This window comes from Streptomyces sp. NPDC045846, assembly GCF_056431605.1.
In genome coordinates this window covers 60,921-79,875 of the sequence record NZ_JBWKKJ010000022.1, presented here as the reverse complement: position 1 = coordinate 79,875, position 18,955 = coordinate 60,921, and the positions used below count along the sequence as shown (strand labels likewise).

Here is an 18,955-nt window from a genome sequence, read left to right as displayed (position 1 = left end):
CGACCGGCTCCTCCACGGCCCCGTGCTCGGTCATGGTCTCACTCATCAGGCGTCTCCTTGATCATCGGATCCGCCGTCTATTGGACACTCCCGCGGGACAAGAAGGTGTGGAAGAGTTCCCAGCCGATCATCTGGTGCATGAGGTAGAGCGGGTAGGTGACGGCGCCCGCGTAGGTCAGCCAGCGCCACCGCATCCACGACAGCCGCCCCGTCGCCACCAGGGCGAGCAGCGCGAAGGAAGCGGCGAGGACAAGGACGACGGGCCAGGCCGGTACGAGACGACCGACATAGGCCTCGGTGCTGCGCCACATCTTCAGGGTGGCGGGCAGTCCCGCGCCGAAGCAGAGCAGCACGATGCCGGTGAGCATCAGGTTCGGGCGGAAGTGGTACATCAGGTAGAAGGCGATACCGGCGATGAAGTACCAGCTGTACTCGGGCATCACCAGCAGCCGCAGCGGCCCCGGATCGGCCTTCGCGCACAGCATGCTGGCGGCGCCCCACAGGCAGCAGAAGACCAGCACCCTGCGGTAGGTCAGCCCCCACCACGCCACCACAGCGAACAGCAGGTAGAAGCGAAGTTCGGCGAAGAGCGACCAGTACGCCCCGTCCACCGACGGCACCCCGAGCGGCTCCTGCAACATGGTGAGGTTGGTGATCACCGACGTCCACGGCAGGGGACGGTTGCCCTTCGGGAACACCGCCAGCGTCACCGTGGTCGCCAGCACCCCGAACCAGTACGCCGGGTACAGCCGCACCACCCGCGAGATGAAGAAGTCCCGCAGCGGCTTGCCCCAGCAGCTCATACAGATCACGAAGCCGCTGATCAGAAAGAACAGATGCACCCCGAGCCAGCCATAGGCGGTCACCGGGAACAGGCCCGGGAAGATCGACTCCGACTTCTTGGGCCAGCTCCCGACCCGCGCCGTGTAGTGGTACGCCACTACCGACAACGCCGCCAGCAGCCGCAGCCCGTCCAGCGCGAACACGCGCCCCGGGCGGGCCAGCGTCGGCGCAGCCAACGTTCGTCGCCGGTGGCCTGTACGCTCCCGCCCTTGGGATATTGCCGTCACATCATGGTCAAGCACGCTGAAACCCCCACCTGAGATTCGACCGGGCCGTTGGAGCCCGCGGGTCAGGAGGAGCATCTGCCTACCTGAACGACCTCAGAGCATAGAAGTCGTCCACACATTTCCAACACATCACCCCCTTGAACCGTCTTGGTGGATCGTCGCGAGTGAACTTCAGGCACGCGCCATGCCTGCGGGGTAACTCAGGGGAAGTGCACTCTTGGGCTGCCCCGCGGGGACCACGTTCCGCTCAGGTGGAAGGAAGACCGGCCGAGCATGTTGACGTGGCGCCGGCGGAGTGGGGGTGGGCGATACTCCGCCGCGGGCGTCGAGGATGTCCTCTGAGCAGCCTGCCAGAACCGATCTCGCTACTGCGCCATCGGCGCTGATCCAGGCGGGCAGGACCATGACGGCGAAGACGACAACAAACCCGCCCTGGCTCCACCATGCGCCTCACCCAACCCGCCCGTCGGCGCTCATGCTCCCTCCCGCCTTCGAAGCCTTCTACGCCACCCACCTGCGCTGCTCGTGCCGCATTAGGCAACGTTCGCCTCGTAGTTGTGGGCTGGCGGATGTGTCGCTGTCTGCCAGAATCGGCGGATGCTGAGCATCGGGACGATTGTGATGGGGGCCGCCGATGTGCGGCGGGCCGCGGAGTTCTGGAGTCGGGCACTGGGCTACGTCCCTCGCGGTGATGAGGTGAAGGAGGACTGGGCGGTACTGGTGCCGGCTGACGGCTCCGGTGCCGCTCTGGCTCTCGACCTCAGTACGACGCCCGTGCAGGAACACCCGAGAATCCACCTCGACCTCTATGCCGGCGACGCCGCCGATCAGGAAGCCGAAGTGGCGCGACTGATTTCCCTGGGCGCTGAACGCGTCGACTGGGACTCTTATCCGGACGACGCCGACTTCGTCGTGCTCGCCGATCCCGAGGGCAACCGCTTCTGCGTCATCGACACCAGCCGCAGCTGACGAATCGGGGAACCGAATGGCGGGAAGCGTGCGGGTGCGGGAGATCGACAGCGATGAAGGGCGGCGGCTGCTACGCATCATCCGCAGAGGCAGGTGGTGACCTGGCGGCGGGCCCAGATGGTGCTGTTGTCCGCTCAGGGCATGCCCGTGACGAAGATCGCCGAGGTGACGTTCACGTCCCGGACCGGGTCCGGGACGTGATCCACAACTTCAACGACGACGGCTTCGACTCGCTCTACCCGAAGTACAAGGGTGGCAGGCCAAGGACGTTCACGCTCCCCGAGCGCCGGGAGATCAAGAAGATCGCGAAGTCCAGGCCGGCCGAGCACGGCCTGCCGTTTTCGGCCTGGCGCCTGGTCAAGCTGGCCGACTTCCTGGTCGCCGAGGGGGTGGTCGACGACATCAGCCACGAGGGCCTTCAGGTCCTGCTCCGCGAGGAGGGCGTCTCGTTTCAACGCGTGAAGACCTGGAAGGCCTCCCGCGACCCGGACTACGCCGCCGAGAAGGCCCGGGTCGAGCATCTCTACGCGATCGCCGACGGCGAGGTCATACCCGAAGACAACGAACCGACCGGGAGCCCCGGCCCCGCCGCCGGGCGACCTACACGCGCCCCCGCGGAGTCAGGCACCTGTTCGCTGCCTACGACGGCCCGGGACAAGCTCTACGGGCACATCAAGCCGAGAAAGAACCGCACGAGGTTCCTGGAGTTCTGCCGCTACCTGCGCAGCCTCTACGCGCCGGAGATCCGTATCGCGATCGTGCTCGACAACTTCTCCCCGCACCTCACCACGAAGAAGGACACCCGGGTCGGCGACTGGGCCGCAGCCAGCAACGTCGAGCTCGCCTACACGCCGACCAACAGCTCCTGGCTGAACCGTATCGAGGCTCAGTTCACCGCCCTGCGCTACTTCGCTCTCGACGGAACGGACCACCCCAGCCACAAGGAGCAGGGCAGCATGATCCGCCGCTACATCATCTGGCGGAACAAGCACACCGCCGACGAACAGCTACGTAAAATGGTCGACAGAGCGAACGTTGCCTGATGCGGCACTAGCAGGCCTACGCCCACCTTGCCCGCGCGGACACCGCCGAAGCCGTCTTGCGCACCGCTTTCGGCGACCTCCTCGCACACTGGTCGGCCATCGTCGCCGCCCTCAACCCCACCGCCGAGGCGTGGGCCCGCTACAGAGCCCACATCCGCCGCCACAGCCACTCCCTTCCACTACGGACCGACTCCCGCCTCCAATACCAGGCCGTCGTCCTCCACCACGGCGTCGGCTGCTCAATCGACGACCCAGCTGCCACCACCGGCGAGGACCCCAGCAAGATCCGCCACCTGCGCCAGACCTGGCCCGGACGGTCCTGCTGGCCGGGGAAGGCGGCGGTTGCCTTGATGGTCCTGTCCATGCCGCGGGCTTGATGTGGGCCACGTGGAGCTCAGGGCCGCAGCCCGGCCCTCCTACGGTGGCCGCGGGTCTCCACCAGGACGCCCTGCTCCCGCATCCTGGCGGCTGGTAGAAGACGGACGACGGAGTCAGGGCCCGGCGGCGACGAAGACCCGTCTGGAGCCGGAACGCGACGGCCCCGTTGGAGCTCGCGAGGTTGCGGTCTACCCCGCCGACCCGGCCCTTGTATGGGCCGCACCATCAGCTGCCACGGGCCGTGCTCGTGCAGACGAAGTTGTCCACGCGGGTTCTGCATGTTCACTTCAGGTCATTGCGTTTCGCTGGTCCTGTTCGGTCGCAGCGAGTTTGCCCGCCCGGTCTGGCAATTTCGGGACATTATTTCTAAAAGTGCCAAACAGGAACGAAATGACCCCTCCTTCCGGAGCGGCGCTTCCCGGATCGACCGCAGCGGCCAGAGTCGCAAGGGTTTCTGCGGCGTGTCTCCAAATGGCCGCACAAATTCTGCTGGCGCGACGCCCTGTTCCATGGCTCTAGCCGCTCCAAATCAGGCCAGTCTGGCGACAAACCGTGTCACCTTATTTCGGCCAGGAAGGGCCTCGAAGCGCTTATTCCCATGACTGTCGCCGAGGTCTGGACTAAGTTCAATGAGTCTTGAGCGACGGGGGGTTGCTCAGAGCGCATGAGAGCCCTCCTGTCGCCACACACGGGGAGGGAATATGCGCAAGCGTTTCATCGGAGCCGCCATGGCGGCTCTGACCCTGGGTCTGGTCGCGGTGGCGCCCGCAGAGGCGGCCTCTGGGCCTACTCCGGACGATCTGAACCTCTATGCAGAAGACGCGTGCACGGATACCAGCCGGTCGGACTTCCAGTTCCACATCTACTACAACTCGGGAGAGGGGGGCTCGTACCGGAACATCGGCTACGCCGTTTACGACTTCGATTCCGTTCCGTCCACGGACGGGAATCATTACGTCCTCCCCTTCTGCAGCATCGGGGCCAGCAGTCCGTGGCCCGGTTCTGGCCAGCACATCAAGAACAACGCCGCATCGGGTGACAACACACACCCCAAATACACGGCCCACGTCTACTCGCGCAGCGGGTACTGGGGAAACCAGGATGTCATGTGGCCGATGCAGCACCACGACCAGTTCCTGAAGGTCTACAACGACAATGCCTCCTTCCAATGGAGCTGATGGTTCTCCGGTGAACTGGCAGACGTTGAGAAGAGGAGACAAGGCAATGGGTTCGAACCGAACGGTCATCAAGGCGGCGGTCCCCGCCCTGGCCGCAGTCGCCGTGGGCGCGGTAGCGGTCGTTGGTCTTACGGCGACATCGTCGACGAACGAGGCGGCACCATTACCTGCTGGCGCAGGTCAGAAGGCTGCTCCTGCGGCTCCGGCCAAGCCGTTCACGGGGCAGGGGGACGACCCGGCGACGTGGCAACTGCCGATCGAGGCGTACACACCGACGAAGCCTCAGGCGCTGCTCGTCAGTAAGTCGCGTGATCAGTTGATGAAGGAGTGCATGACTGCGGCGGGGTTCCCGCAGTGGACGCCGGCACCCGACCTGCCCACGGTGGGTGGCAAGACCCTGACCGACTGGCGCTACGGCATCCATGACGCAGCCCAGGCAGCCACGCGTGGCTACCACCCTGACGCCGAGGCGCAGAAGGCGTACGACAAGGCGATGATGGCCGGCGCGGTGGACAAGTCCCACGCCGACAAGGAGCAGGTGCGACGCTGCGTGGAGGCTGCCGACGCGCAGGTGCCCTCCCCTCGGTCGCCCGAGGTGGTGGAAGCCATCACAGGCACCAGTTATCAGGACGCAGCCAAGGACCCCAAGGTCGTGGCCGTGTTCACGCAGTGGTCCTCGTGCATGAAGGCGAAGGGCTATTCGTACAAGGAGCCCTTGGACACGGTTGACGACCCGCGCTTTCACAACCCGCACGAAGTCTCCAGCCTGGAGATCGCCACGGCCAAGGCTGACCTGGAATGCCGAAGCCACTATCCGGTGGCGCGGACCTGGTTCGACGCAGAATCCGCTCTGCAGACGAAGGCCATCAAGGCTCACCAAAATGAGCTCAACGAGGTGAAGGCTGAAAACGCATCCACGGTTAGCAAGGCCACTGCAGTCGCAGCAGCCAAGTAACGCGTCACGCAGGCCGTTACCCGGATACCGACCGCTTCGGCCGACTGTGGTCTCCATCGGTGCGGCGCAGGTCGTCCGGCCGAGGGCGAACTCCTCGACGAACGAGGCCGCATCCCACCTGCCGGACGGCGGGGAAGGCTGCCCGGTGGATCTGGCCAAGCCATCCGAAGCCAGGCTAACGCTCGTCAGCAAGCACGAAGCCAGCTGACCACGTAGTCCACCACCACGGCTGGGTTCCCGCAGTGAACCCTCAGCCATCCGAATCCAAGCAGATCGACGCTCATCGTGCGCTCGATCAACTGGCAGAAATCATGGGGGACGTATGTCCATTAGTCGCAAGACCATTACACACGCCCTGGTCGCCACCGCCACGCTGGCCACACTGGGAATCGTCGTGCCGCAGGCGTCAGCAGCCGAAAATCCCAGCATTGCCGGGGTGGCCATATCGCCGAAGGCTAGTGCTGCCACCCGGGCTCTCGCCGCGATGGATCCGAAAGCTGTACAGGACACCGCTAACCTGTGCGGCGCCGGCTACAAGCTCGAGCTCGTAGAACGCCTCCCGGACGCACGACGTTTCGGGACCCTGTTCCAGTACCAGAACGGCTCGTCGAATGAGTGTGCCCTTTTCGACAACAACCTGGGCACCAGTAAGTACATGAAGCTCTCGGTGTGCGAGACGGATAATGGTCATCGCGCATGCTCCACCGACGCTGGCAACTTCACCCAGTACGCAGGTCCGGTTCGGGTGACCTACGGTTTCTGCGCACGAATCACCGCGATCATGAAGGATTCGGCGGGCACCAGCGACAGCGCCGCCCTCATCAACCGCGTGGCACCGGCTGTGCCGTGTGACTGATTTCCGATGGTCTGCCGCCGCACCGGACTTGGCATGACCCTGATGTGGTGAAGTGGTTGGACCCACTTCGTGAGGATGCGGGCCAGCCCGGCGCGATGTGGGCGACGGCATCAAGCTCGCATCCTCAACCCAGGACACACCGCCGACCAAGGAACGCAAATGCCCGACCTCAAGGGGAAGTTCGCCAGCGTGCGCCACCGGACGCAGATAGGCAGTGCGGTGCTGGTCCTGACAGCCGTAACGCTGACGGGTGCTTGCAGCAGTGCTCACACCGACGGCAAGCGCCCCGACAGTAGCCTGCCCTCCAGTGCGCTGCCATCGACAGCGGAATCCTCGTCCTCTTCACCGTCGGCGTCCGTCGATGCGCGTCCTTCGGCACCGCCGTCGCCAACTGCGGTGAGTTCGGCTCAAGCAGCAGACAGGGCCGCACGTGAACGTGCTGCGGCTGCCCCCCAGAGCGGCACCCCGGCCAGGCATCCGGCACCCGGCCAAACAGCAGGAAACGATGAGAACTTCGGCAAGCCCAGCGTGATCGACGGTGACATCACCGTCTATGCACCCGTACGTCAAGGATCCGCCCTGACCGTACCGGTGAAGATCACCAACAGCGGTAGTCGGCGGGCTTTCTACCAGGCCGATGTACGTATCCAGGGCTCGGACGGTTTCGATGTGACGGTGCACATCGATACCGATGTCGTAGGCCTCTACCCCGGCTCGTCGTGGCCAACGGAGTTGACGGCTCAGGTTCCGGGCAAGTCGGCCCCTGATCATCCCGTCGTGACGATCGAACACGTCAGCAAGCAGGAGGTCGCCAGATGACCAGCACGTGGCCTCCGGGTTGCAATTGCTCGGTCACCACGAGACGCCGCGATCCTAGGTAGTCCAGGAACCGCACCGTTTACGGCCCCCTCGGTCGCCGAAGGACAGGACGATGCGCACCGCCGCGTACAAGAGGTAGAGCCTGGCAGCCGGCAGGGACTTTGCCACAACAAGTGACGTCGCCGGCCGCGTCATGCTTGGCGCAGCTGCCCTCCATCTCTTAGCGGCCGTCTCCTGCCGTTTGCGGGATGTACGCCGCCGCGTCTGCAGTGCATGGCGCACGGCACCGCCTCGCTTGCCGCACAAGTTCAACGCCGTTCAAATGCCCGTGCCGAGCCTCACCCGTAATGCCTCGCCCACCACAGTCGACTCAGGGGGCCAACCATGTCATTTTCCCGTACTGCCCGAAACCTTGCCGCTTCGGCACTTGCTGTGACCGGTGTCCTCACCGCCGCGACAGCGCCCGCCCAGGCGGCGACGGCACCAGCCACGTCGTGTGAGCACGTGTGCATTCTGGACGCCCGGACCGGAGGCCACCTGGACTATGACCGCCTGGTCTTCGACCTGAGCGACAACGTCTCCCTGCCCGCCGTGCAGGCCCAGGTCTCGACGGACGGCTCCTACATCCCAGGAGCTGTTGGCGAGACCCGGCACTTGGCGATCACCGGCAAGTCCTACCTGCTCCTTGATGTCTCCCCGGCCGAGGCTCGCTCGAGCGGCCCTGATGCCTACACCACGCCCACGGTGCAGCCCATCGCACTGCCCTCGCTCAAGGGCGTGCAGCTGACCGGCGACTTCGAGGGCCACATCGGATTCGGTCTCTCGCTGGGCGACTACACCCGCTACCAGGTCTCCACCCTCACTGCGCCGAACCGCATCGTCGTCGACGTCTACCACTAGCCCGGCGACGCCCCGCAAAGGGCGGCCCGACCCCACAATCTCCCGCCCGCCTCGTGCCCCGCGCACGGGCGGGCGGGTCTTCGCCGCGCCCTGTCGGGGCGCGGGACACCCTCCCTCCATCCACGGGGAAGTGATCATGTGAGAGTCAGAAAGAGAACCCGCGCGCCGTTAGCAGCCGTGGTGGCGGTCGCGGCGCTGACCGGCGGCCTGCTCCAGGCCGTCCCCGCCGTCGCCATACCGAAACCGGGCCCGACGGCCAGCCCCGCGCCGCCGTCGGCGCCGCCCGCCCAGGTCGAGGATCCGGGCCAGAAGCTCGGTTCGGACTGGCAGTCCAGCCCGGACCGGGCGGTGACCGCCGCCGCCGATGCGGACGGCCTGCACATCCTGGTCGCCGACAGCAGCGGGGCGTATGCGTGGAAGTCAGCGGCGACGCTGTCGGAGCCGGGCATGCCGGCGGACTCGTGGATCGGCAACCAGTGTCTGATGGACCACGAGCACGCCGCCGTCGTCTACGCTCCGCGCGCCTTCACGAACAAGCCGGACCTCATGCAGGGCGGCGCGTTCACCGCAATCGTCGACCTGGCGACCGGGCATGTGACGAAGCTGCCGTTCACGGCGTCACTGGCCTACTTCGACCCGTCCTGCAACACCACAACCCACACCGCTGCGTTTACCGCTTTCCGGGACATGAACGACCCCGCCAGCACGCGCACGCGAATCATGACGGTGGACACCGCCGGGAAAACCACGGCAACGGCCGCAGCAAAGGGCGAGATCACCAGCGCGGTTCCGGTGAAGGACGGCGCGGTCGCGGGACTTGGCAAACACCTGGTCCATCTCGACCACTCCGGCACGGTGAAGAACCTCGCCGACGCCGACAGCGTCCCCTTCGACATCCGCCCCACGACCAACGGCAAGGTCGCCTTCGTCGACCGCAACGGCGACTCCGCAGCGACCGCCAAACTGTTCACAGGCGGTGGCAAGCCGTCAGTCCTCGCCTCGGGACGACTCGGGGACCTGGACCTGGCGCAGGGCGAGGCAGGGAAGGCCTTCCTCACCGGGCATCCCACGGCCATCCGCGACTCAGCGGGAACCGGGGTCACACGGATCAACGCCCCCGCCAACGTCGACATCTCCACCCACGGCCGCCTGGCCGTCGATCCGGTCCTCACACCCGGGGTCCGCGCCGGCCTGGCGCACATCAAGGACGCGGGCAAGGGCTTCACCAAGCCCGAGGAACCCGCCCCGCAAGCTCCGGCCTCCACCGACCGCAGCGGACCGGCAACGGTGACCAGCACCGCCACCACCACCGGAACCAAGCTCACCCAGAGCGTGCAGCAGCAAGCTGCGGACGGCTCCGGCACCATCCCCTCCCCGGTCCTCGCTGCGGCTTCCGGAACGAAGAGCGCCCTCACCGGTGCGTCGAAGACGGCCGCGGCATCTGCGTCCAACGACCCGACGGATCCCGACCGCTGGTGCGCCGTCTCCCGCAACGACGTCAGTCTCCAGGCGCTGCAGCCCACCCCGAACCAGGTGGAATGGGCCGTCGACATGGCCGTGCGCGGCCAGCTGCGCGGCACCTACCTCCGCCAGGGCGGCTACCGGGACCAGGCCGGCTGGGGCACCGTGGATCCTCAGGGCCTGTTCCCGCCGCCCACGCTGACGGGCGGCGGCAAGATCCCGGCGAACGTGCTGCTCGGCATCATGGCGCAGGAGTCGAACCTGTGGCAGGCCGAGTCGGGCGCGATCCCCGGGCAGATGGGTAACCCGCTGGCTGCGACGGACGGTTACTACGGTCACAAGGCCGACCCCCACGACTCCTCCGCCTACTGGAGGATCAACTGGGAGAAGTCCGACTGCGGTTACGGCGTCGGCCAGGTCACGGACGGCATGCGCCTGCCGGAACACAAGAAGGACGACGGGATCGTCATGGCGCCCGGCCTGCAGAAGCTCGTCGCGGTCGACTACGCGACGAACATCGCGGCGTCCATGAAGATCTTGGCTGACAAGTGGAACGAGGTGCACCAGGACGGGCAGAAGGTCACCGTCAACAACGACGACCCGTCCATGGTGGAGAACTGGTTCACCGCCGTGTGGAACTACAACCTCGGCTTCAATCCGCCCTCCCAGGCGTCGGATCCGGACCACGGTGGGAACTGGGGCCTGGGCTGGTTCAACAACCCGGCCAACCCCGTCTACCAGAAGAGCTGGGGCCACCCGTTCATGAACACCGACGTGGACGGGCCGGACGCGAACAAGGACGCGGCGCATCCTGAGTGGTGGCCGTACGAGGAGAAGGTGATCGGCTGGGCCGCCTGGTCCATCGACACGGGTTACTCCTACGCCACTTCTGGCCGCCAGGACTGGCCCGGCGAGAAAGGGTTCTCCTCGGCCGGGTTCCGGCCCGCCTGGTGGACCACGCCTACCGACCGCGTCAACGCGCAGCCACGCCCGGAGGTGTTCTGCAACAGCCAGAACGGCTGCAACGCGGACTCGCCGCCGAATTGCCCCACCAAGGCGTGCTACGCGAAGTTCTGGTGGAACCAGCCCAACGTGAGCTGGAAAGCCCAGTGCGCCACCACCTGCGGCCACGAAGCCATCAAGTACCAGACGCTGGTGGCGGAGCCAGGTCGCGGCACGCGCCTGCAAACCGGCGAGCCGGTCTGCAGTGGGGGCCCTCCCGGCGCTGCGATTGTTGCCCCGGTGCCCAACGGGACGCCCACCTGGGGCAACGGAGCGTCGGACTGGGCCAACTGCGGGAACACGATCAGTTCAGCGGGCAGCTTCCAGTTCAGTTTCAACCCCGACAACCAGGGCCGCTACGAGGCGAAGGCAGACCTGCACCAGATCGGCGGCGGCTACGGAGGCCGCTTCTGGTACACCCACACCCGCGACGCCAGTCACCTCGGGGGCGACGGCGGTCGCATGTCCATCGACGGCACCTGGAGCCTCGACAACCAAGCCCCCGCCTGGGCCCGCGTCTCCGTCCACCTGCCCGACACCGGCGCCCAGACCCAACAGGCCGCCTACACGATCCTCAACACCGACCTTTCCGACGAGTTCGATCACGTCGACCCCAAACGCACGGTGCAGCAGCGGGCCGGCCGCTGGGTCAGCCTGGGCGTCTTCCACTTCATCGGCACGCCGAAGGTGAAACTGTCGAACACCACCAATGACGGCACGGCAGACGACGACGTCGCATGGGGGGCAGTGGCCTTCCAGCCACTGCCCGGCAAGCCGAAGAACATGGTCGTCGCCCTGGGCGACTCCTACTCCTCGGGCGAAGGCGCCTCCGAAGGCGACCGCGACTACTACCCGGAAACCAACTATCGCAACAAGACCAAGGACGACGACGACCCGTCCCGCAATGCCTGCCATCGGTCCCCTTATGCATGGTCGAGGCAAGCTGCACTGCCCGGAGCCTCGAAGTCGATCGGAGCACTCGACGACAGCTCCGACGACGGCATGGACTACCACCTCATAGCCTGCTCAGGGGCACGCACCTACAACGTGCTGAACAAAACGCAAGGAAACCCCGGAGAGCTACCGCAGCTCCAACAGGGCTACTTGAACCGCAGCACAAGCTTGGTCACGATCTCCATCGGCGGCAACGATGCGCGCTTCTCGGAAATCTTCCAGAAATGCCTCTTGACCAGCGGGGACGACAGCTGCAGCAAGAAGACATGGGACAAGACCGACAAGGACGTTGACAAGCGAGACGAGAAATTCCTCGGGCAGCCGATGGCAACTGCCGTTCCAGGCATCATCAATGAAATCGTACGCCCGGACATAACCACGACACTGCAGGAGATCCACAACCGAGCTCCGAACGCGAAGATAGTCCTGATGGGCTACCCGCCACTGATCTCCAACGACGGGTCCTGCCTCAAAATCCCCACGCCCCCCGGCCTCCCCGACCTCGGACTCTCCTCCGCGTCATCGGGGTGGCTCAACGACGTCGCCGGAGTCCTCGCTACCGCGATGCAAGGCGCTGCGGACGACGCGAAGAAGACCGGGGTGCAGGTGGAGTTCGCCGATCCCAAGGATGACTTCCACAACCAAGGAGTCTGCGGCGACCCGGAGCAGGTTCACGGGGTTGTGCTGACTCTCACCAAGTCGGACAAACCATGGAGGGACTGGCCGCTCATCAGCAAGTACGGCCTGTCTGCCCAGTCGTTCCACCCGAAGATCGGAGGCGCGCGCCTCTACGCGAACGCCCTGGAACGGAAGATGAAGCAGATGGGCATCTAGCAACCCCCAGCCGCCCCGGGGGCCCAGGCATGGGCGCCCCGGGGCGGCATGGACGCCCCGGCCCGTATGAGTACCTGTACGGATGGACTCAGCGAACTGCACCACCACAATGGACCCATGAACTTGAAGAGGGCCCTGCCCGCGTTAACCGCCGCGCGTGAGACCTTCACGCGCTCTCTTGGCGTACTGCTCGTCTTCGCGCTCTCGGCATGCTCGGCTGAGGATCGGGCCACATCCCCGCAAGAGGTACGCAAACTGGCAGGAAGTCCGCAGGCTCAGCAGAACCGGAAGAAGGTCGAAGACCGGCTTCGGGCCACTGTGAACGCGTACGCGAAGGACACGCCCCTCACCCTCGGCCTGGTCACAATCAACGACGTCTGCGCCGGAGGGAAGGCCCGGGAAGCATTCTTCCAGGACGGCGACGACGAGTACAAGATCCGCTGCGACATGCGGATAACTGCCTACTACGGCGCTGACCCGCACCGTATCGCGGACGTCCTGGACGGAATCCTCACAGGCGGCGACCGCGCCCAGAAGACGCCGAACCCGCTCGACACCATCCCGTTCCACCACGGCCCCGACGGACGCAGTTCCCTGGTCGACTACTACCGGGGGGCCGGCCCCAATCCCAACAGCCCCAGCACTTCGGAACCGGCCAACCTGTACGCCGACAATCAGCACCTCTCCTGGGACACTCTCCGCAGCAGCCAGAAAACCCTGATCACTGACACGGTATGCCCGGACAATGACCCGCCTACAGTCCGCTGCCTGCGCGAACCCGCAGGACGAACCGTGGAAGACATTCGAAAGCAGTACGGGATGGTATTCCGGTTGCAAATATCCAATGTTGATTACTACATCGTGTCCAAGAAGGGCAAAACGATTGTCCCGCGGTAGCAGGCGCGGCCCCACTTCCTCTTCTCGGGAATCCGGCGACCACTGCCGACGGGCGGTACATGGCAGGGGCGTCGCGTCCTGAACGCGTTTGCCGTGACGGGGCTTCCGCCTCCACACCGTCATGAACGCCCGCACGCCTGGGACATCGATCGGGACCAAGGCGAACGCCTCATCGCGACGTACGGCGCCCTGGCCTTCCACGCGGTCGTGTCCGACGCGGTCGCCCTGGGGAGCCTTGGCACGACGAGGACAGGCAGCTGAGGCAGCCAAGGAACTCCCCCGCAGCTCGATTTGGGTGGTCTCCTTGGCCCTTCCCACGCCGCACAAGAAGAAGACGGACGGTGTGCAGTTGCGGGCAGCCACCATCGGCACGATGTACAACTACGCGCTCAAGCTCGGCCTCTCCCCAAAGCGTGCCATCTCGGAGGTCTATGACCTCCCTCTGGTAGAAGCCGAGGGTGAGCGCGCGCAGCCCTCCCGCAAGTACGAGCGCTGGATCGAGCAGGCCCGTAAGACCATCAACCCAGAAACCAGCAGGCCGTACCTCCCGCCCTACAACAGCGAGCTCCACGCCCCCAGGCTGTGGCCGATCGGCCGCGGACACCCACTGGAGCCGCGCCGCGCAAGGCCAGCGTTTCCCGAGCCGGTGCGAGAGGGACAGGACGCCGACCACGTCCTGACCTTGAGGGTGTCGAGAACGGCGCCGCCGGACTGGGCAGCCCAAGAGGCCCGGGAACGGGGATCCCGGATGATCGGTCCGGACCTGGTCATCGAGGGGTCCTGGTCCAACGGCGAGGAATTGCCGCCACTTCCCGTGCTGCGAGGCGTCAGCCCGGGGGGCCCTCCGCCGGGTGCAGAGCCCGGTCAAGGAACTGGAGAGACGCTATCCCGGGGCGAAGGTCACGACCACGGTCAGAGCCCAGGCCGATGGGGCAGCCCTCCGGAGCCGACTGATCAGGGCGTCGGACTGGCCCCCAGTCGTACGACAACGGAGAAGGGTGCGTGTATGCAATGGCCTCACTGAAATGGGGGCGCCGAAAAGCTATCGGAATTGGTCTGACTGCAGCGGTCACTGCTGGTGGCTTCTTCCTGCTTGCACCTAAGGACTCTCTCCCGCCCATAGCGGCGGCTGCTGACGCAAGCGACCCTATGTGCACGAAGGTTATTTCCGAACTTCCCCAGAAAATTGGAGACGCATCACGTCGTGACGTCGGCGCATCTGGAGCCGCCGGTTGGGGCAAGCCCTCAATTGTTCTCCGCTGTGGGGTGACACCGCCGATTCCGACGATTGATGCATGCATCGACGTGAATGGCATTCCCTGGATTCTAGATGAGGCCAAAGCAAAGAGCCAGGGTGTACGCACTCTTACCACTTATGGCCGAAAACCAGCTGTAGAAGTCAGCTTCTTTGACTCCTCAGATCAAACTGGCGGGGATCTCGTTCCTCTCGAAGCCGCCATCTCTCAAATTCCTCAGGCCTCTAAATGTCTATAAGGGGTCGTCTCCTCGTACGTGCCCTGCGCCTATAGCGCGTGAGGCCGGGGAGAAACTGGGGGAGCAGCCCAGCCGTCCCAGCGTCCCCGGTTCGAGGAGGCGTTCTTGTGGTTTCGGACCGCGACACCGTGTGGTGCCAGTGCGTACATCTCGGCAGTCACGTGCTGCCTCTCCTGGATCAGGAGCCGTGGCGGGTGATCAAACGTCACGAGCGGCTGCGCGCCTGGGACATCGAGCGGGACGCGGGCGAACGCCTCATCGCCACGCTCGGAGCCCTGGTCCTCCACTCCCACGTGTCCGATGCCGTCGCCACCGGCAGCCCTGGAGCCCTCCCTCGCCAGGTTGGTGTGGTCTCAAGGCGTCGGAGAACATGAAATCGGGCGCGTCCACCCTCTGATGGTCGTACGCACCCAGCTCCTGCACGGAACAAGACCAAAGACTCCCTGGCGGCGGTGGGGGTGCCGTGGTTCGCCTGGGCTGACTACCTGGTCGGCCAGGAGATCAGCCATCGCGGCCAGAGCACCGTACCCTGATCAACCCCGGCGGAAGCATGGGCAGTTCGCGCCCTGCTGCGCGGCCGGGACGGTGGCTACGCTGCCGGGTATGTCGAAGCGCGACCACCAGCAGTTAGGCCCCAAGGGGCAGTCGTACGTCGCCGCCCCGCAGCTCCCCTCCTACGACCGGCCGCCGGCCTCCGAGGTCACCATCGTGTGCCGCGACGGCACCCTGGAGACCCGGCCCGCCCTCGCCCCTCGACTGTCCCGGGGCTCGTACGACCTCGCCCGCCCCAACGCCCAGGAGACGGGGAAGCTGGCGAAGAAGTGCGCCAGCTGCGACGGGGAGTTCAAGGAAGGGCAGCGCAAGGAGCGCCGGTACGACGCATGGCGGCACAGGCCCGGCGAGTGCGCCCCACAGGCGGTGCGGCCGGTCCAGCCCCGTCCGACGGGACGGAAGGTCCCCCTGCACGAGAAGGTCGCCCGCAGGTTCTGGATCCGCCGCCCCTGCCCGCTCTGCGACGCGAAGGCCGGCCAGGACTGTACCGACCCGGGCGAGGCCGGCGGCACGACGGTCCGGCGCGAGCACGGTCACGACGAGCGGATCGAGCCGATCGTGAAGGAACGCGAGGTGGCGACGAAGGCCAAGAAGGCCCGCCGCGCGGAAGACGACCGCACCCAGCGTGGAACCTCGAGCCTGGTCCCTGCCTACAAGCTGCTGAACATCTCCTGCCCGGTGTGCCATGCCAAGCCGGATGCCGAATGTGCGCTGCCCACCGGATCCCACCGGGTGAGGCGGGACATCCTCTCCAGTCGGCTCAGCGGCAACGGCGGCCGCCGGCGCCGGTAGCCGCCGCCGGTTAGCGAAATGCGCGAGCAGTCAGTCAGTGGGGCCGGTGATGAGGTACTGCTCCTCGGCACTGCGTACGCGCCGCTGCTCCCGGGCGCGGCGCCGGTGCTGGAGCATGCCGTGCAGCGCGCCGATGACGACGAAGGCGACGATGGTCCCGAGCGCGAGCCAGGCGACCATGCGCGCCTGAGCCCAGGTGCCGTCGGCCGCGGGCTCGGAGTGCGCCTCAATGTACCTGGCGACGATGACCACCTCGACGTACGCGAAGGGAAGACCGGCGGCACTCCACAGGCCCGCCAGGACCCACGGGCTCCTCAGCCTCCGTTCGACGGGCAGCCCGAGGCCGCTGCGCACCGCCCGCGCCTGGGCCTCACTGCGGCGTGCCGCCACCCAGCCGGTGACCACGGAGCCGGCGGCGCCCATCAGCAGCAGTACGGCGAGGTCTTCGAGGAGGAACTGCGCGCCGGACGGCACCCGCCGGGCTGTGGCCATCACCGGGAAGGCCGTCACGACCAAGGCCCCCGCCAGTGCCTTCCACTTCGCCGACCACATCCGATCACCGCCGCTGCGCCACTGCTTGACGCACTGCACCACCGCCACGGCCGCGACCGCCCAGAACACAGCGCACAACACCACTGCCCCCACGGGTGGCTCCCCTCCCTCAAACCCTTGCTACAAGGACCAGCGAGTCCCGCTCACCGCGTGCTCGCCCGTTTGATGCGTTCAGCGCACGCGTCCGAGGTGGATCACGCTGACCCGGACCTGGCGGTCACTGATCTCGTACAGCACGCGGTAGACGCCGACATGGATGCGCAGCACGTCGGCGCTGCCGAACGCGCCCTCGGGACGGGGGTCATGGGTAAGGCGGTCGACGGCGGTGAAGACCTGACGGACTCCGGCGGGGTCGTCCTTGGTGAGCCGCTCGGCCTGGGTGAGGGACTCGGGTTCCCAGATGACCTCGTAACTCACGCAGCGCCGTCGCCGAACACGCGCCGGTACGCCTCAGCGTGGGAGACGCCGGCGTCCTCACCGCGTTCTTGGCGGGCGCGGTGGGCGGCCAGGGCGCGCATCTCCTGGAGCTCGAGGGCGTCGGCGGGGCTGACCAGTATGGCGATGGTCTGGCCGTGGTCGGTGATGGCGACCGGTTCCCGGGTGGCGCTGACCTCGCGCGCGATGGCGCCCAGTCGGGCGCGGGCTTCCACGATCGAGTACGTCTGCGTCATGCACACCACCTTACAAAAGTGTGCATTTCCCGGCGCCCAAATCGAAGTGAAGGGCTCAGGACGCGAAGCCTCCCGAAGGCCGGTGGGCGGGTCTCAGGCGGAGCGGGGTTTGTGGCTGGCCGCCTTCTTGGTGGTGCTCTTCTTCGCGGCGTCCTTCTTGGGGGGCGCCGGCTTCTTCGTGGCCCGCTTCTTCGGCAGGTCGTGCACGGTGGCGTCCGGGCCGCCCAGCTCGCCGCGGTCGGCTTTCGCGGCGGCCACGCTCGCGTTGAGTGCTGCCATCAGGTCGACCACCTCTCCGGGGCTCTCGCGGGTTGTGCCCCCGACCAGGGCGGGCCTGCGGTGCTCCGCCTTGGCGTGGATGATTTCGTCGAGGGCTTCGGTGTAGTGGTCGACGGCGACGGTGTCGGGGATGGTGTCCGAGGCCATCGTCTCCGTCAGCGCGAGCGCCTGGTCGATCTCCTGACTGCTGAGCTTGACGTCGGCCGGGGCCATCTCGGCGGGGTTGCGGACCTCGTCGTCCCACTTGAGGCCGTGCATCACGATGGCGCCGTCCTTGACGCGGTGCAGGCCCAATCGCTCGGCGTCGCGGAAGGCGAACCTGGCGACGCCCGCTTTCTCGCTGCGCTGCAGAGCGCGCGCGAGCAGGGTGTAGGCCTTCGCGGCGACGGGGTCGGCCAGCTGCAGCCAGTAGTTTCCGGTACCGAGGCGGACTGGGTCCATGCTGCTGGCGGGCACGAACGTGACGATTTCGATGGCACGCGCGGTGGGCAGCGGCAGGGAGTCGAGTTCGGCGTCGGTGACGGGAACCACGGTGTCCCTGCCGACCTCGTAAGCCCGGCCGATCTCGTCGCTGTGCAACTCCTGGCCGTCGATCTCGCGCCGCTTCTGATAGCGCACACGGCCGCCGTCCTCAAGGTGGATCTGGCGGAACGACACCGAGTGGTTCTCGGTCGCGGGTACGACCCTCACGGGCACCGTGACCAGGCCGAATGAGATCACGCCCGTCCAAATGGGCCGCATGATCGGGATGTCCCGGGCCCCCTGGAACAGATCTTCGCCCTCGGCCGGAGGTACGTGCCCGGTATGCGGGCATTCTGCGCTCGGATGACGCTGGGTGCATGACCGACGCGACGATCATCGTGCTCCGGCCCAGGGAAAGGGGCGGCCGGCACGTCACCATCCATGGCGGGCCCATCGGTCTCGCGCACTCCGACCGCGACCTCAAGGAGTTCCTGCGCCGGTCCGGCCCTCCATGAGACCGATGCCGAAGCCATGGTCGACGGGGGCTCCCCGGAAAATCCCCAAGACACCTGATGCCGCTGCGCAGGCGCTCGGGCTGCTCCGGCGCCTGGCCGACGCCCGCAGGGCGGAGTCGGTCCTCGTGGTGAGCCGGATCTGCGACGAGAGCGAGGCCTTGACCGCAGCCCAGGGAGAGACCCAGGGGCAGCTCGGTGCCGTGGCCCAGGAGACCCGCCGATGGCTGGAGCGGCAGGACGATGCACGCCCCGCGGTCGGTCTCGATCCCACCGTCACCTCGGCCGGCTCCAGTCCCTCACCGGCGCGCCGGGCGATGAGTTC

At 66.5% G+C, this 18,955-nt stretch carries 19 protein-coding genes; 14 read left to right on the top strand and 5 right to left on the bottom strand.

Annotated elements, in window-relative coordinates; genetic code table 11:
* Nucleotides 1-77: 77 nt before the first annotated feature.
* A complete protein-coding gene (locus AC07F3_RS38350; protein ID WP_479119487.1) occupies nucleotides 78-1,019 on the bottom strand; it encodes an acyltransferase family protein in 942 nt (313 codons plus the stop codon).
* A gap of 648 nt (nucleotides 1,020-1,667) precedes the next feature.
* On the opposite strand from AC07F3_RS38350, the gene AC07F3_RS38345 reads away from it, so the two are divergent.
* From AC07F3_RS38345 to AC07F3_RS38285, 13 genes are all read left to right on the top strand, one after another.
* Nucleotides 1,668-2,039, top strand: a complete 372-nt coding sequence (locus AC07F3_RS38345) for a VOC family protein (RefSeq protein WP_479119485.1) — start codon at nucleotides 1,668-1,670, stop codon at nucleotides 2,037-2,039.
* A gap of 197 nt (nucleotides 2,040-2,236) precedes the next feature.
* On the top strand, nucleotides 2,237-3,082 hold the full coding sequence (locus AC07F3_RS38340; RefSeq protein ID WP_479119483.1) for a transposase: 846 nt from the start codon (nucleotides 2,237-2,239) through the stop codon (nucleotides 3,080-3,082).
* 56 nt (nucleotides 3,083-3,138) lie between these two features.
* Nucleotides 3,139-3,459 (top strand): hypothetical protein, encoded by a 321-nt coding sequence (locus tag AC07F3_RS38335; RefSeq protein WP_479119481.1) that lies wholly within the window; start codon nucleotides 3,139-3,141, stop codon nucleotides 3,457-3,459.
* A gap of 702 nt (nucleotides 3,460-4,161) precedes the next feature.
* Nucleotides 4,162-4,638 (top strand): hypothetical protein, encoded by a 477-nt coding sequence (locus AC07F3_RS38330; RefSeq protein WP_479119480.1) that lies wholly within the window; start codon nucleotides 4,162-4,164, stop codon nucleotides 4,636-4,638.
* A gap of 46 nt (nucleotides 4,639-4,684) precedes the next feature.
* The gene (locus tag AC07F3_RS38325; protein ID WP_479119479.1) at nucleotides 4,685-5,593 is read left to right on the top strand and encodes a hypothetical protein; all 909 of its coding nucleotides are present in this window, start codon (nucleotides 4,685-4,687) and stop codon (nucleotides 5,591-5,593) included.
* Nucleotides 5,594-5,915: 322 nt separating this feature from the next.
* On the top strand, nucleotides 5,916-6,449 hold the full coding sequence (locus AC07F3_RS38320) for a hypothetical protein (protein ID WP_479119477.1): 534 nt from the start codon (nucleotides 5,916-5,918) through the stop codon (nucleotides 6,447-6,449).
* Nucleotides 6,450-6,608: 159 nt separating this feature from the next.
* Nucleotides 6,609-7,268 carry a hypothetical protein gene (locus tag AC07F3_RS38315; protein WP_479119476.1) on the top strand — a complete coding sequence of 220 codons (660 nt, stop codon included), beginning with the start codon at nucleotides 6,609-6,611 and terminating at the stop codon, nucleotides 7,266-7,268.
* Nucleotides 7,269-7,772: 504 nt separating this feature from the next.
* Nucleotides 7,773-8,168 (top strand): AMIN-like domain-containing (lipo)protein, encoded by a 396-nt coding sequence (locus tag AC07F3_RS38310; RefSeq protein ID WP_479119474.1) that lies wholly within the window; start codon nucleotides 7,773-7,775, stop codon nucleotides 8,166-8,168.
* 180 nt (nucleotides 8,169-8,348) lie between these two features.
* The gene (locus AC07F3_RS38305) at nucleotides 8,349-12,419 is read left to right on the top strand and encodes an SGNH/GDSL hydrolase family protein (RefSeq protein WP_479119473.1); all 4,071 of its coding nucleotides are present in this window, start codon (nucleotides 8,349-8,351) and stop codon (nucleotides 12,417-12,419) included.
* Nucleotides 12,420-12,536: 117 nt separating this feature from the next.
* On the top strand, nucleotides 12,537-13,316 hold the full coding sequence (locus AC07F3_RS38300; protein ID WP_479119471.1) for a hypothetical protein: 780 nt from the start codon (nucleotides 12,537-12,539) through the stop codon (nucleotides 13,314-13,316).
* Between the two features lie 1,011 nt (nucleotides 13,317-14,327).
* Nucleotides 14,328-14,810 (top strand): DUF3515 domain-containing protein, encoded by a 483-nt coding sequence (locus AC07F3_RS38295; RefSeq protein ID WP_479119470.1) that lies wholly within the window; start codon nucleotides 14,328-14,330, stop codon nucleotides 14,808-14,810.
* A 194-nt stretch (nucleotides 14,811-15,004) separates the two neighbouring features.
* Nucleotides 15,005-15,184, top strand: a complete 180-nt coding sequence (locus tag AC07F3_RS38290) for a hypothetical protein (protein ID WP_479119469.1) — start codon at nucleotides 15,005-15,007, stop codon at nucleotides 15,182-15,184.
* A gap of 229 nt (nucleotides 15,185-15,413) precedes the next feature.
* On the top strand, nucleotides 15,414-16,154 hold the full coding sequence (locus AC07F3_RS38285; protein WP_479119467.1) for a hypothetical protein: 741 nt from the start codon (nucleotides 15,414-15,416) through the stop codon (nucleotides 16,152-16,154).
* A 30-nt stretch (nucleotides 16,155-16,184) separates the two neighbouring features.
* Here the strand turns inward: AC07F3_RS38285 and AC07F3_RS38280 are convergent, their stop codons facing one another.
* The 4 genes from AC07F3_RS38280 to ku form a co-directional block, all read right to left on the bottom strand.
* Nucleotides 16,185-16,799 (bottom strand): hypothetical protein, encoded by a 615-nt coding sequence (locus tag AC07F3_RS38280; protein WP_479119466.1) that lies wholly within the window; start codon nucleotides 16,797-16,799, stop codon nucleotides 16,185-16,187.
* Nucleotides 16,800-16,877: 78 nt separating this feature from the next.
* Nucleotides 16,878-17,123, bottom strand: coding sequence for a type II toxin-antitoxin system RelE family toxin (locus AC07F3_RS38275; protein ID WP_479119465.1), 246 nt, complete (start codon nucleotides 17,121-17,123; stop codon nucleotides 16,878-16,880).
* Nucleotides 17,120-17,377 (bottom strand): type II toxin-antitoxin system Phd/YefM family antitoxin, encoded by a 258-nt coding sequence (locus AC07F3_RS38270; protein ID WP_479119464.1) that lies wholly within the window; start codon nucleotides 17,375-17,377, stop codon nucleotides 17,120-17,122. Before AC07F3_RS38270 ends, AC07F3_RS38275 begins: the two co-directional genes overlap by 4 nt.
* Nucleotides 17,378-17,470: 93 nt before the next feature.
* Nucleotides 17,471-18,397, bottom strand: coding sequence for a non-homologous end joining protein Ku (ku, locus tag AC07F3_RS38265; RefSeq protein WP_479119463.1), 927 nt, complete (start codon nucleotides 18,395-18,397; stop codon nucleotides 17,471-17,473).
* A 98-nt stretch (nucleotides 18,398-18,495) separates the two neighbouring features.
* On the opposite strand from ku, the gene AC07F3_RS38260 reads away from it, so the two are divergent.
* On the top strand, nucleotides 18,496-18,633 hold the full coding sequence (locus AC07F3_RS38260) for a hypothetical protein (RefSeq protein ID WP_479119462.1): 138 nt from the start codon (nucleotides 18,496-18,498) through the stop codon (nucleotides 18,631-18,633).
* Nucleotides 18,634-18,955 lie beyond the last annotated feature (322 nt).